At 66.0% G+C, this 13,175-nt stretch carries 16 protein-coding genes; 8 read left to right on the top strand and 8 right to left on the bottom strand.

Annotation, left to right across the window (positions count from 1 at the left end; genetic code table 11):
• Positions 1–17: 17 nt before the first annotated feature.
• On the bottom strand, positions 18–275 hold the full coding sequence (locus tag ACP7AX_RS11820) for a metal-sensing transcriptional repressor (protein WP_131684393.1): 258 nt from the start codon (positions 273–275) through the stop codon (positions 18–20).
• Positions 276–394: 119 nt separating this feature from the next.
• On the opposite strand from ACP7AX_RS11820, the gene ACP7AX_RS11815 reads away from it, so the two are divergent.
• From ACP7AX_RS11815 to ACP7AX_RS11785, 7 genes are all read left to right on the top strand, one after another.
• Positions 395–1,021 (top strand): rhodanese-like domain-containing protein, encoded by a 627-nt coding sequence (locus ACP7AX_RS11815; RefSeq protein WP_426226623.1) that lies wholly within the window; start codon positions 395–397, stop codon positions 1,019–1,021.
• Positions 1,021–1,917 carry a sulfite exporter TauE/SafE family protein gene (locus ACP7AX_RS11810; RefSeq protein WP_426226622.1) on the top strand — a complete coding sequence of 299 codons (897 nt, stop codon included), beginning with the start codon at positions 1,021–1,023 and terminating at the stop codon, positions 1,915–1,917. Before ACP7AX_RS11815 ends, ACP7AX_RS11810 begins: the two co-directional genes overlap by 1 nt.
• A 39-nt stretch (positions 1,918–1,956) precedes the next feature.
• Positions 1,957–2,298 carry a rhodanese-like domain-containing protein gene (locus tag ACP7AX_RS11805; protein WP_131684396.1) on the top strand — a complete coding sequence of 114 codons (342 nt, stop codon included), beginning with the start codon at positions 1,957–1,959 and terminating at the stop codon, positions 2,296–2,298.
• Positions 2,299–2,318: 20 nt separating this feature from the next.
• Entirely contained in the window at positions 2,319–2,615 is a 297-nt protein-coding gene (locus ACP7AX_RS11800; RefSeq protein WP_131684397.1) for a rhodanese-like domain-containing protein, read from the top strand.
• 57 nt (positions 2,616–2,672) lie between these two features.
• Complete coding sequence (gene trxA / locus ACP7AX_RS11795) at positions 2,673–3,035, top strand: thioredoxin (protein ID WP_131684398.1); 363 nt, start codon at positions 2,673–2,675, stop codon at positions 3,033–3,035.
• Between the two features lie 95 nt (positions 3,036–3,130).
• A complete protein-coding gene (locus tag ACP7AX_RS11790; RefSeq protein WP_426226621.1) occupies positions 3,131–4,540 on the top strand; it encodes an MBL fold metallo-hydrolase in 1,410 nt (469 codons plus the stop codon).
• An 11-nt stretch (positions 4,541–4,551) separates the two neighbouring features.
• On the top strand, positions 4,552–5,796 hold the full coding sequence (locus tag ACP7AX_RS11785) for an MFS transporter (protein ID WP_426226620.1): 1,245 nt from the start codon (positions 4,552–4,554) through the stop codon (positions 5,794–5,796).
• Between the two features lie 16 nt (positions 5,797–5,812).
• Here ACP7AX_RS11785 and ACP7AX_RS11780 read toward each other — a convergent pair whose 3' ends face one another.
• The 5 genes from ACP7AX_RS11780 to ACP7AX_RS11760 all read right to left on the bottom strand — a co-directional run bounded on the left by ACP7AX_RS11780 (position 5,813) and on the right by ACP7AX_RS11760 (position 10,235).
• Positions 5,813–6,658 (bottom strand): alpha/beta fold hydrolase, encoded by an 846-nt coding sequence (locus ACP7AX_RS11780; RefSeq protein ID WP_426226619.1) that lies wholly within the window; start codon positions 6,656–6,658, stop codon positions 5,813–5,815.
• Positions 6,659–6,765: 107 nt separating this feature from the next.
• Complete coding sequence (locus tag ACP7AX_RS11775) at positions 6,766–6,963, bottom strand: hypothetical protein (RefSeq protein WP_131684401.1); 198 nt, start codon at positions 6,961–6,963, stop codon at positions 6,766–6,768.
• A gap of 213 nt (positions 6,964–7,176) precedes the next feature.
• Positions 7,177–8,772 carry a carbohydrate-binding domain-containing protein gene (locus ACP7AX_RS11770; protein WP_426226618.1) on the bottom strand — a complete coding sequence of 532 codons (1,596 nt, stop codon included), beginning with the start codon at positions 8,770–8,772 and terminating at the stop codon, positions 7,177–7,179.
• Between the two features lie 33 nt (positions 8,773–8,805).
• Positions 8,806–9,594 carry a polyphosphate polymerase domain-containing protein gene (locus ACP7AX_RS11765; RefSeq protein ID WP_426226617.1) on the bottom strand — a complete coding sequence of 263 codons (789 nt, stop codon included), beginning with the start codon at positions 9,592–9,594 and terminating at the stop codon, positions 8,806–8,808.
• Positions 9,591–10,235 (bottom strand): DUF4956 domain-containing protein, encoded by a 645-nt coding sequence (locus ACP7AX_RS11760; RefSeq protein ID WP_131684404.1) that lies wholly within the window; start codon positions 10,233–10,235, stop codon positions 9,591–9,593. The genes ACP7AX_RS11765 and ACP7AX_RS11760 overlap by 4 nt, the downstream gene beginning before the upstream one ends.
• 114 nt (positions 10,236–10,349) lie before the next feature.
• Between ACP7AX_RS11760 and ACP7AX_RS11755 the strand changes: the two genes are divergently transcribed.
• Positions 10,350–11,102 (top strand): lytic transglycosylase domain-containing protein, encoded by a 753-nt coding sequence (locus tag ACP7AX_RS11755; protein ID WP_426226616.1) that lies wholly within the window; start codon positions 10,350–10,352, stop codon positions 11,100–11,102.
• On the opposite strand, the gene ACP7AX_RS11750 is transcribed toward ACP7AX_RS11755, so the two are convergent.
• Positions 11,092–12,180, bottom strand: a complete 1,089-nt coding sequence (locus ACP7AX_RS11750; protein WP_426226615.1) for a GtrA family protein — start codon at positions 12,178–12,180, stop codon at positions 11,092–11,094. The two genes, ACP7AX_RS11755 and ACP7AX_RS11750, sit on opposite strands and share 11 nt — an antisense overlap.
• Positions 12,181–12,185: 5 nt before the next feature.
• The gene (locus tag ACP7AX_RS11745) at positions 12,186–13,172 is read right to left on the bottom strand and encodes a phosphodiester glycosidase family protein (RefSeq protein ID WP_426226614.1); all 987 of its coding nucleotides are present in this window, start codon (positions 13,170–13,172) and stop codon (positions 12,186–12,188) included.
• Positions 13,173–13,175: the final 3 nt, after the last annotated feature.

Raw genomic sequence — 13,175 nt, 5'->3', positions numbered from 1 at the left:
GGTTTCAGTGCGGGTGGTCAGGCGAGGGAGAGGAAGAGCTTCTCCAGTTCCTTCTTATCCATGGTGGTGTCTTCGCGGACGATGCACTGCTCCAGGCCGCTGGCGATGATGGCAAAACCGGCCCGGTCCAGGGCCTTGGAGACGGCTGCAAGCTGCGTGACGATGTCCTTGCAGTCGCGGCCCTCCTCCAGCATCCGCGTGACGGCGGCAAGTTGTCCCTGGGCGCGCTTAAGCCTGTTGATCACGGGTGTCAGTTCAGTTGAATCAAGTTGCATGGGGTCTCCAAGGGTCGTATTCCTTGGCTCAAGTGTATACCCGCCGGGGTGTTTTGCGTACCCCGGGGGGTATCTGTAATACTCGGTGGGGTATTCATCCTTACGTCGAGAGGCCACTAATGACTTCCCCATCCACAGCCGTCACCGCGCTTGCACCGGAAACCCTGCGCAGCTGGATCACCGAGCACCAGGACCTCGTGGTAATTGACGTCCGGTCCGCCGCCGAATTCGAGTCCATGCACATTCGTGGCTCCTATAACGTGCCGCTGCCGCTGCTGTCCGAGCACACCGACGAACTCGCCGCCCGCCTGGGCAGCCGGGTGGTCCTCGTTTGCCAGTCCGGGGCCCGGGCAGAGCAGGCCCGCCAGCGCCTCGGCAAGGTCGGCATTGAAACGGCCCACGTGCTTACCGGCGGCGCGCCGGCCTTTGCAGTAGCCGGCGGCGACGTCGTCAAAGGCAGGGACCGCTGGGACCTGGAACGGCAGGTCCGCCTCGCCGCTGGATCACTCGGGGTTCTGGGCCTGGCAGGCGGCAAGTTCGTCTCCCCGAAGATCCGCACCCTTGCCGGCCTGATCGGGACGGGACTGACCTTCTCCGCCGCCACCAACACGTGCGCCATGGGCCAGGCCATCTCGGCAATGCCGTGGAACAAGGCCGCCAAGGAGCCCACCCGCGAAAGTGCCATCCTTGCCCTGCCGGTCAGTGCCGGCGTCAACTCCGATGTGAACGCCGAGGCCAAAGCCTAATGACCCTCACCCTGCTCCTCGTTCTTGCGCTGTCGGTGGTCATCGGGCTCTCGCTCGGTGTCCTCGGCGGCGGCGGATCGATCCTGACCGTGCCGATCCTGGTCTACGTGGCAGGGTTCGATGCCAAGGAAGCCATTGCGGCCTCCCTGTTCGTCGTCGGCGTCACCTCGGCCGTGAGTGTGTTCAGCCACGCCCGCGGGGGCAGGGTGATGTGGCGGACCGGGCTGATCTTCGGCGCGGCTGGCATGGCCGGCGCGTTCGTCGGCGGCCTGCTCGGCGGCCATATCCCCGGCCAGATCCTGCTCATCGCCTTCGCCGTCATGATGGTGGCCACCTCCGTGGCCATGCTTCGCGGCCGGAAGAAAAAGTCCGACGCCGATGCGCCCGTCAAGCATGAACTGCCCCTGGGCAGGGTGTTGCTTGACGGCGCCGTCGTGGGGCTGGTGACCGGCCTCGTCGGCGCGGGCGGCGGATTCCTCGTGGTTCCCGCCCTGGCGCTCCTGGGTGGCCTGCCGATGTCGATTGCCGTGGGTACATCGCTAGTGGTCATCGCCATGAAGTCCTTTGCCGGACTCGCCGGATACCTCACAACAGTCCAGCTGGACTGGGGCATCACCCTCGGTGTAACCGCGGCAGCGATCGCAGGCACCCTGATCGGTTCCAGGCTTGCCGGCCGCATCCCGGAAGCCGCTCTTCGGAAGGCCTTCGGCTGGTTTGTCCTGGCGATGGGAACCTTCGTGCTCATCCAGCAGGCCCCGGCTGATCTCCGGTGGTTCATTGCGGCCGGTGTTGGCACCTTGGCCGCCGCTACAGCGGGTGTCTGCTGGTTCTTCATCACCTCCTGCCCGCTGCGCAACCGAAGTGGCCGCCGCAGCAACGTCCCCACACCGGCCTGACCCGCCCGTACCACCACCCCTTCAACAAAGGAGAACCACATGGGACTTATCAGCTCCCTGAAGAAAGCCTTCGGCAAGCCCTACAAGACCGTCTCGGTAGCCGGGGCCAAGGAACTCCTGGCCTCCGGAGCAACGCTGATCGATGTCCGTTCCGCCCAGGAGTGGCGGTCCGGGCGGGCGCCGCAGGCCAAGCATGTCCCGCTGGACAGGCTTCAGGCCGGCACGGCCGGGATCCAGAAGACCCGGCCCGTGATCGCTATGTGCCAGTCCGGCGTACGGTCCGCTTCCGCTGCCCGATTGCTTGCTGAAAAGGGCTATGAGGCGTACTCACTCCGCGGCGGCATGGCGGCCTGGCGCCAGGCCGGCGAACCCGTCCGCTAATTCATTCGAAGGAGAAAACCATGGCTGAAATCACCATTACCGAAACCCACCAGCGCCGCGCCTCGTCCACGATTCTCGACGTCCGTGAGGACTTCGAGGTGTCCGAAGGAATGATCCCAGGAGCCCTGCACATCCCCATGGGCCAGCTGCAGGAACGGCTGTCCGAACTGGACCCTGCCGTCCCCGTCATTGCGGTCTGCCGCAGCGGGAACCGTTCCGCCCGGGGCGCCGACGCCCTGAATGGTGCGGGCTTCACTGCCGACACCATGACCGGCGGCATGATCGCGTGGACCCGCGCAGGCCTCCCCACGACCTGAGCCCCTCCAGTCCAACCAACAACCACAAAAGACAGCCCCGAAAGGACACGAAAGACGATGGCAACCATCGACATCACCGAACAGGGCTTCGCCGAGACCCTGGAGAACAACGAGATCGTCTTCGTTGACTTCTGGGCCGCCTGGTGCGGCCCGTGCCGCATGTTCGCCCCCACCTACGGGAACGCCGCGGAACGGCACCCGGACATCACCTTCGCCAAGGTGGACACCGAAGCCGAACAGGCCCTCGCCGCCGCAGCGAACATCACCTCCATCCCCACCCTGATGGCCTTCAAGGACAAGACCCTGGTCTTTTCCCAGCCCGGAGCCCTCAATGCCACTGGCCTGGAAGAGGTCATCCAGGAAGTGAAGAACCTGGACATGACCAAAGTCAGGGCAGCTGCAGCCCAGCAGCCGGCCTGACGGGAAGACCACCACTTGCGGGATACCCCCTAGGGTATTAAAATTGGTATCAGAAAACACTTTTCCTCCACCCCTTTCACGAAGGAGAGCGCCAGATGCTTATCGAGCGCATTTACGATGAAGACCTCGCCCAGGCCAGCTACCTGATCGGCTGCCAGGCAAAAGGTGAAGCCATTGTTGTTGACGGCCGCCGCGACATCGCGGTCTACCAGGAACTGGCCGAGAAGAACGGCATGAAGATCGTGGCTGTCACTGAGACCCACATCCACGCGGACTACCTCTCCGGCACCCGCGAACTGGCGGCTGCCACCGGTGCCAGGATCTACGTCTCGGGTGAAGGCGGCCCGGACTGGCAGTATGGGTTCGACGGCGAGCGTCTTTTTGACGGCGACACGATCACCCTGGGCAACATCAGCATCCAGGCCGTGCACACCCCGGGCCATACCCCGGAACACCTGTCCTTCCTCATCACCGACGGCGCGTTCAGCGACCTGCCCGGCTACCTGCTCTCCGGCGACTTCGTCTTCTCGGGTGACCTGGGCCGCCCGGACCTGCTCGACGAGGCTGCCGGCGGAATCGATACCCGCTTTGTGGGAGCCAAGCAGCTCTTCGCCAGCCTGCGGGACAAGTTCCTGACCCTGCCGGACTACGTCCAGGTCCACCCGGCGCACGGCGCGGGCAGCGCCTGCGGCAAGGCCCTCGGCGCCATCCCGTCCAGCACTGTTGGCTACGAGCGCCTCTACGCCTGGTGGGGCCCCTACCTCGCCGCCAATGACGAGCAGGGCTTCATCGACGAACTCCTCGAGGGCCAGCCCGACGCCCACGCCTACTTCGGCCGCATGAAGCGCGAAAACCGTGAAGGCCCGGCCGTTATGGGCGAGCGCACGCCGCTGCCGGAGCTGGACAATGCAGAAGTTGCCAAGGACCTCGCCGCGGACAAAGTCACCTTCATCGACACCCGCTCCAACAGCAAAGTCCATGAAGGAACCGTCACCCGCTCCCTGAACGTCCCCGCCGGCAAGTCGGTGGCCAGCTACGGCGCCTGGGTGGTTAATCCCGAAACAGACAAGAACCCGCTGGTGCTACTGGCCGCTGATCAGGAGCAGGCCCAGGACATGTGGGACCACCTCATCCGCGTCGGCATCGACAACGTGGCCGGCTACGTCACGAGCCTCGAGGGCCTGCCGCTGTCTACGCCGAAGCTCATCCAGCCCGCCGATCTGGCAGACTTCGATGCTGCAATGGTCCTGGACGTCCGCAACCGCACCGAGCACGCCGACGGGCACATCCCCGGATCCCACCAGCTCAGCGGCGGCCGGGTCATGTGGCACCTGGATGAACTCCCCGCCGAAGGCGCCATCGTCACCTACTGCCAAAGCGGTGTCCGGAACTCCGTAGCTGCCAGCGCGCTGCGCCGCGCCGGGTACGACGTCGTCGAGCTTGACGGCAGCTACGCGGGCTGGAACGCCTGGCGGCAGGCACGCCAGTCCGTGCCCAGCAGCTAAGCAAAGCAGCAATGACCTTGATTGCACTGGGACTGCGCCAGAACCTGGCGCAGTTCCTGCTGCTGGTGGCGGTCAACGCTCTTGTAGGCGGCACACTGGGGCAGGAACGAATGGTGCTGCCGCTGCTGGCCGGGCAGGTCTTCCACCTTGACCTTTACACCAGTGCCCTGACGTACATTTTGGCGTTCGGTGTGGCCAAAGCGGCCACCAACTACTTCGCAGGAACGTTGTCGGACCGGTACGGCCGCAAACCGGTCCTGGTTGCCGGCTGGCTGATTGCCCTGCCCGTCCCGTTCCTGCTGATCTTCGGGCCTTCCTGGGGCTGGATCGTCGCAGCCAACGTGGTGCTGGGCATCAGCCAGGGCCTGACCTGGTCCACTACGGTGATGATGAAAATGGACCTTGTGGGGCCCGAACGACGCGGACTGGCCATGGGCCTCAATGAGGCGGCAGGCTACCTCGGAGTTGCCGGCACTGCGCTGGCCACCGGCTACATCGCCTCCACCTACGGGCTGCGGCCGGGACCGTTCCTCCTCGGGGCTGCCTTCATCGCCGTCGGACTTGGGTTGTCCGTCCTGACCATCCGCGAAACGCACCACCATGCCAAAGCCGAAGCAGCCGCCCACGTCTCCGTCCACGCCGGAACGGAAGCCGGGCTGAGCAGCCGCGAGGTTTTCACCCTGACCAGCTTCCGCGACAAGTCACTGTCCTCAGTCAGCCAGGCTGGCATGGTGAACAACCTCAACGACGGCCTGGCCTGGGGTCTGTTTCCAGTGCTGTTCGCCACCGCAGGGCTCAGCCTGGAGCGCATCGGCATCCTCGCCGCCGTCTACCCTGCCGTTTGGGGCGCAGGGCAGCTGGTCACCGGCGCATTGTCGGACCGGATCGGCCGCAAGCCACTGATCGTCGGCGGCATGATGGTGCAGGCCGCAGCACTGGCAATGGTGGCTGCGGGCCAGGACTTCGGAATCTGGCTGGCCGCTGCCATTCTGCTCGGTGCCGGCACGGCCATGGTCTACCCCACCCTGCTCGCGGCGATCGGCGACGTGGCGCACCCGCAGTGGCGGGCACGCTCAGTGGGGATCTACCGGTTGTGGCGCGACGGCGGGTTCGCCGTCGGTGCCCTTCTGTCCGGGATCATTGCCGATGCCTACGGCATCCCGGCAGCCGTGGGCGTTGTCGCGGCACTCACGGCGGCGTCCGGCGTCGTCGTGGCAGTACGCATGCGCGGCAGGGACCACCACCCTGCCCCGTAGGCAGGGGAGATCCGGCTTAAGCCGCCTGTTTCTTCAGGAACGCGAGCAGGGCCTCATTGACCTCTGCGGCGTGTGTCAGCAGCAGGCCGTGCGGGGCGCCGTCGATCTCCACATAATCAGCGGACGGCAGGGCCTTGGCAAACCTGCGGCCGGTGGCGTCGATGGGGAGGATCTTGTCTGCGCTGCCCTGCAGGATGAGCGTGGGAACATCGATCTTTGGAATGTCGGCGCGGAAGTCCGTCAGCCACGTGGGTTGGGCGGCCACCAGTGCGGTGGCTCCTGCGGCGGTCGCGACGTTCCAGCTGGCATCCAGGGCTTCCTGGCTGAGCCGCGGGGTGCCCAGGAATGCCTCGGCGTTGTAGAAGTTCTTGAAGAACTCCCGCAGGAATGCGAAAGGGTCTGCCGTGACTGCCTTGGCGAGGCCGTCAAAGACCTCCTGCGGGACACCGTCAGGGTTGTCCTCTGTTTTCAGCAGGAACGGCTCCAACGGACCAAGGAAAGCAGCACGGGCAACCCGGGCCGAACCGTAGGTGCTGATGTAGCGGGCTACTTCGCCGGTGCCCATCGAGAAGCCCACCAACACCACGTTGTTGAGGTCCAGGGTGTCCAGGAGGGTCTTGAGGTCCGCCGCGAACGTGTCGTATTCGTAGCCTTTGGTGGTCTTGCTGGATTTTCCGAACCCGCGGCGGTCGTAGGTGATGACCCGGTAGCCGGCGTCCAGGAGGGCTGTGGTCTGCTTTTGCCAGGAGGCACCGTCCAGCGGGTAGCCGTGGATCAGGACAACGGGCTGGCCACTGCCGTGGTCCTCGTAGTAGAGCTCAATCTCGGTGCTGTTCTCGGTTCCAACGGTGACGAATGCCATCTCGGCGGTCCTTTCGAAGCTTCGGAATCAGGTTCCGGGCGCAGAGCAATGTCCACACCCGGCATCCCTTACTCTAGGGAACGCCCGGCGCGGCACCAAGGACATGGCTACTGCGAAGGTTGCGGAAGGACGCAGTCCACCTGTGGATTCACTCCCATGTAATTCAGCGGCCCGGCGACGATGGTGATGGCCACCGTCCCCGCTTCGGCGCAGGAGCCCGGCGCCCCGCCGAAGTAGCCGCGCTGCCAGGCGGCCAGTCCGCCGATGATCAGCCAGATGACAATCAGTGCTCCGAGAAACTTCATGGTTTCCTCCAATGGCTGCGGCCGCCTGTGCGTCCAATTATGCGCCGTTAACCGGAATCCAGACAGCACCCCGCACCCCCACCCACCCCCACACCCGGGACGCTCTCTCACTCGATGTCGCTTATTTCCCGACGCTCTCTCACTTTCTTGAAGAAAGTGAGAGAGCGTCGGTCAAAAACGTGCAGGGAGTGAGAGAGCGTCGGTTGGGGGGGGTCAGCGGCGGGGGCCGAAGCCGCCTCCGCCGCCCATGCCCTCGGCGGTGTACTCGCCGGCGGTCACGGTGCTGACCTGATCGGCTCCGTCCAGGGATCCTTCACCGATGCCGGCGCTGACCGTGGCGGTGCCGCCGGTGTAGACGGTGTACGACTCACCCTCGGTGATTGCTGCCGAGGAGAACACCAGCGACGCCGTGGCCTTGGTGGTGACGAACGCTGCTACCACGGTGCCTGCGGAGTCCGCGATCTGCACCACGGTGCCTGCCGGTACGGTTGATCCGAGCGTCACCTGCACGCCGGACTGTGTGGAGGACGTGCCTGGGGTGACCACCATGCCCGCGCTTCCGGCGGCCGCCACGGTGCCGCCGGTGACGGTGAGTTCGCCGTTGACGTCCAGGGCCCCGTTGCCGGAGTTGGTGGGGCCGTTGACGACGACGGTGCCGCCGGAGATGGTGGCGTTGCCGTTGGAGTCCAGGCCATCGCCCTGGGCGTTGATGGTCAGGGAGCCACCGCTGATTTCCACGGTGTAGTCGCCCACCGCCATCCCGCCGCCGCCCGTCCCGCCTCCGGTGGTGGCGGTGGAGGACCCGCCCGAGGCGTTCACGCCGTCGTCGTTCGCGGTGATGTTGGCCGTTCCGCCGGTGACCACGATGTGCCGGGCCTCCAGGCCCTCCTCCGATTCCTCAACCGTGGTGGCGCCGGCCGCGATGGTCAGCGTGTTGAAGGCCTTGATGCCGTCATCCACGGCGCTGACGTTCAGGGTGCCGCCGTTGATGAGCACCCAGCCGCGGCCTTCGTCCTCCTCGTTGTCCGATTTGAAGCCGTCATCGCCGGCGGTGACCTGGTAGGCGCCGTCCAGCAGCACGGCGTAGTCCTTGCCCACGATGCCGTCGTCCGTGGCGTCCACGGTGACGTTGCCGGCGGCCAGCACCAGGCCGTCCTTGGAGGAGATGCCGTCATTGAAGTTGCCTTCCACAGTCAGTGACCCCGTGCCGGCGATGGTGAGATCGGCCTGGGAGTAGAGGGCGGCGTTCGGGGCATCCTCGGCGGTGTTGGCGTAGGTGGAGGCGTCTTTGAGCGCGTTGGACGTGCTGTCTTCCAGAAACACGATGGCCTCGTTCGCGCTCTGAACCACCAACGGCGAGCCCGTGGAGCTGGAGATTTCCGCGCCGTCGAGGATGATGCGGACCACGTCCTCTTCACCGGCGGCCACCACCACCTCGCCGTCGGTCACTGACCCGCTGAGCCGGTAGGTGCCGGCCGCGCCGATGGTGACTGTGTCGCCGTCGACCGTGACAGCGTCCGACGTCGAGCCGGCGGCCACACTCGATGCACCGTCCGCCAGGGTGACGGCTACTTCGGCCGCCGCATCCCAGGTGAGGTCATCGGCGTCGTAGTGCGTATCGGCGGCGAGGGTGTCCAGCGACACTGCGGCCTGCGCCGTGCCGGAAGTGGCCGAGTTGCCGGACGTGAAGCCGCTGGAGGTGGTGCCCGTGATGGACGTTCCCGTGGTGGTCGGAGCGGTGGCGCAGCCGGCCAGGCCGATGGTGAGGGCGAGGGCAGTGACGGAGAGGGCAGAGCGGAAGCGGTTCATGGTGTTCCTTTGAAGTCTGTGGGGGTGGGGGTGTCAGGCGGCGGGGCGGAGGTTCATGGAGCGGCGGAGGGTGCGGTTCCAGCGGTTGGCGGGCAGGTCCGGGCACAGGGCCGCCATGCCGGTGGCGAACTTGGAGATCCGGGAGGGGCGGACCCCGTGGGCCCAGAGGTGCTGGTCCAGCGGGCCGGCGGCCGAGCCGGATTTGGTTTCCAGGATCACCGCGCCGTCCAGCATCCAGGCGTGCCCGCCGGGGCGTTGCCAGGTGACGCCGGTATCGATGGTGGCGCGGCTGCCGGATTCCGGCAGGTAGAGCGTGGTGCGGTGGTAGCGCGTCTCGAGCACCGGCCCGAGGGATCCGGCGGGCGCTCCGCCCACCGCCGCGGCGAGGGTCTCGTGGACGTAGTCCAGGCCTTCGTCCGTCAGCCGTGCACGGTCCGCAAGATCGTAGGGGATGCGTTCCTTGACCGTTGCTTCACGGGCGCCTTCGGTCTTGACCTCCAGGAAGCTGATGGCGCTGTCCACATACGTCCTGGTCCGCACCTTGTAGCGGCGGCGCCGGCCGTGGGCGGCCAGGAGATAGCTGTCCAGTTCCGCGGTGTCGAAGTAGACGGAGTCGTAGGCGAAGTTGATGGAACCGTCCATCTCCAGAACCCGGACCTCGGCCTCAAAGGTGGCCAGGAGCTCCTGCGCCAACGTCTCGGGAACCACGTACTTGCGGTCCACCCGGGTCTGCAGCGCGGCTTCTGCGTTCAGCTCTTCGAGGCCCACAGTGGGCAGCCGGCGGAGGATGCTCACGACGCCGGTGCTTGCGGGGGCGCTCATGCCGCACCTGCCGATGCGTGGACGGGTGCAGCCGGGTTGGTGGGGGAGGCCGGGATCGTTTCGATCGCCGGCGGCTCGGCCGCCGCAATGCGGGCGGCAGGGTTGTAGGCGAAGCGGACATCGACGATGGTCTTGTCGTTCACCAGGTCGAGTTCAACGATGGTGGCCGAGTGGACCTTGCCGTGCAGGACCTCCTCGAGCCGGGCGTGGAGTGCGCCGTCCTCTGCGAGGGCACGGTCCAGAATCACCGTCTGGTGCCGGTGGGCCGGCAGGACGCGGGGGTGGTCACCGATGAACATCACCAGGAGGATCAGGCCCATCAATGAGGCGGTCAGCCAGACGGGCTCGATGCCGAGGCCGGCGATCAGGCCGAGGGCCAGTGCCGAGAAGTAGTAGGCCACTTCGTGCTGGGCCAGCTCGGTGGAACGGAGCCGGATGATGGACAGCACGCCGAAGAGGCCGAGTCCCAGGCCGAGTCCGGCTGAAGAACCGGACAGCGCCGTGGCGACTGCGAGGACCCCCACGTTCATGCCCAGGTAGGACACCACCAGGTCGCGGCGCCGGTGGCGGCGGAGGTAGAGGACGAACGTGAGGATGCTGATGGCCGCGAGGTCTGCGGCGATGAAAATGAGGGAAGTCATCGGATTCTCCGGAATCTGTTGGTGGGCTGATATTCACGATCCACGGCCAAGCTGTGCTGGTGCTGTGACGGACCCTAGGCACGAATATGAGGGTTGATGGATAGGATCAACCACGTGCTCCGACTCAAACGCCTTGCGGTCTTCTGCGTGTTCGCGATTTGCGTCATCACCGCGTTGTCATTCTGGGCACTCCGGGAATCCGGCGCGGACGTCCGCGGGGCTCTGCTTCCTCCGCCCCGCTCGGAGGCGAAACTCGAAACGCCCGCCACCGGCGTTATCCCTGCAGTGAACATCATCCGGAACGCGGACGCCCAGTGGGTTGTCCTGGCAGCCGCGCAAACCGGCATACCCGCCCGGGCGCTGCAGGCCTACGTGCGCGCGGCCGGCGCCGCCAATCAATCCGCTCCGGGGTGTGGAATCGGTTGGAATACCGTCGCGGCGATCGGCTTCGTCGAATCCGCCCACGGAGCCTACGGCGGCGGAAGCCTGACCGAAGCAGGCCAGGCGAGTGGACCACTGGTGGGCCCCAGCCTGGACGGCAACGGATTCGCTGCAATCGCTGATACCGACGGCGGCGCCTTGGACGGCGACGCCAGCTGGGACCGCGCCGTCGGGCCCATGCAGTTCATCCCCTCCACCTGGCGGCTCGCCGGACGGGACGGGAACGGCGATGGAAGGGCGGATCCTTTCAACATCGACGATGCCGCGCTCAGCGCGGCCGGCTACTTATGCGCCCGCGGAGGCGATCTCACCACCGCCAACGGCTGGAATCGGGCTGTCTACGCTTACAACCAGTCCGATTCCTACGTGGACCAGGTGCGCGGCCAGGCCACGTCCTATGCTGGGAAGACGGGAATCACCGGATAGGGCGGACGGGCTGCTGCCCGGCGCGGCCGGCGTCGCGGGCTTCATCCCGTGACTTGCCTCCGGCCGGCGAAAAAAGGAACCGCTGCTGCACCGCATAGCTGACGGCCAGGAGGGTAATTTCGGTGAGAATCTTCGCTGGCAGTGCCGCCACCATGAGCGCATCCAGGGCGTAGATGAGGCCGTAATTGGCGGCCAGCAGCACGATAACCAGGCTGAAGTAGCGCAGCCCGGCGGCCGCTGCCGGCTTGTCCCTGCCGTGCTCGAACACCACCCTCCGGTTCACCAGGAAGTTCACGGCGGAGCTCACGGCCCTTGCCCCTACCACCGCCAGCAGCAGCGAGTCGGTGACCAGAGTCAGGAGCAGGAACACCAGCGTGTCCACCAGGAACGCTGCGAAGGACGAGGCGAGGAATTTGAGCAGGGGTGCATAGATGCGGACCGAGTCTGCCACGGGCCGGAAGTGGGAGCCCGCGTTGTGGTTCAGGTAGACGGTGGCAATGTCCACGGTGCGGATGGCGTAACCGGCCTGCTTTGCTTCCAGCAGCAGGTTCAGCTCGTACTCGTACCGTTCCCCGCGGATTGAACGCAGCCACGGGAGCATGGCCGCCGGATACCCGCGCAGGCCCGTCTGGGTATCGGAAATGCGCTCGCCGGTGGCCAGGGTGAACAGCAGGCGGGTGGCGCTGTTGCCGAACCTGCTGCGTGCCGGGACGCTGCCGGTAAAGTTCCGGGTCCCCAGCACCATGGCCGCCGAGCCGGGCCGCACAGCGGCCGCCACACTGAGGATGTCCACGATGGTGTGCTGGCCGTCGCTGTCCGCGCAGACCACGTTCTGCCCGGGGAGGTGGTCCGCGATGAACCCGAAGCCGGTCTTGAGCGCGAAGCCCTTTCCCCGGTTGCGGGCGTACCCGATCACGTGGCACCCAAGGGCCTTGACGCCGTCGAACACGTCCTTGTACTCCGGCCCGCTGCCGTCATCCACCACCACCACGGTGGCCCACGGCTCGGCGTCGCGGATGGAACGGATCAGGGCGGGCAGCTGCAGGTCCGGCTCATAGGCCGGGATCAGGATGATCACGGCCCCTACTTCGCGATGTAGAGGATGTCGGAGGTGCCGCGTTCCTTGTTCTCGCCCAGGGGGTTGTTGACCAGCCCGCCGTTGAAGTACATGGTGGAGGATCCGCCGCCGTCGAGGTTGTACGCCGTGCTGGCGCCGAGGCTCTGCATGATCTCCGCCAGGCCGGTCATGGTGACGCCGGCGCTGTAGCCGGGGCTGCGGCCGTCCACCACCACAAACACGAGGTGGTTCCCGTCGATGATGCCGACGGCGGTGCGCGGCTGCTCGCCCTGGATCGAGTGGTTGCCGAAGTTGGTGTCCACCTCCACATCCTCGATGCCCTCAGCAACCTCGCCGTCCTCCAGCAGGGACGGGCCGAAGGAGAGGGTGTTCCAGACGCCGTCGGCGAGGAGCTGCTCGGCAGTGGTGGCGGTTTCGTCGTACACCTTCACGGTGCCGTCGGTGTAGAAGGCCAGGCCCTGACGGGCACCTTCATCGCGGAAGACCACGCCGTTGCGGATCACGATTCCGGTGTCCCGGAAGCCGTAGTAATCGCCGTTGATGGCGAAAACCGCGTTGTTCGCCTCGGCTATGGCTGAGGTGGTTTCGGTGATGTTCTCGCCGAAGCTGTCCTCGGCGAACGCTGACTGGAGGGTGGTGGCATCCTCGAGCACGACGTCGGCAACGTAGTAGGTGACGGTGCTGTCGCCGGTGCCGGTGGTCACCGTGGAGATGTTGATGTTTGAGGAATCGGAGACGTAGGAGGTGTCTGTGGCGACTGCGGTGGTGCTGGTGGAATCGGTGGTGGTTTCTGCCTTGGTGCCGGACCCGCCCGTACCTGTCTGGCTGGCCTCGTAGGCGGAAACATCAGAAATCGCAACATGTCGGACCACAAAACGGTCCAGAGCCCAGGCTGTGGCTCCGCCTGCTGAAAGCGTGAGGGCAACTGCCCCTGCGACGACGGCGCGCCGTACCCGGCCGGCCTTGCGTTCTCTGTTCTTGTGAGGAGTCATGCA

Origin of the sequence: Pseudarthrobacter sp. DSP2-3-2b1, from assembly GCF_049895945.1 — a bacterium.
Taxonomy (GTDB): domain Bacteria; phylum Actinomycetota; class Actinomycetes; order Actinomycetales; family Micrococcaceae; genus Arthrobacter.
The sequence above is the reverse complement of the archived record's forward strand: the minus strand, read 5'-3'. Positions and strand labels throughout refer to the sequence as shown.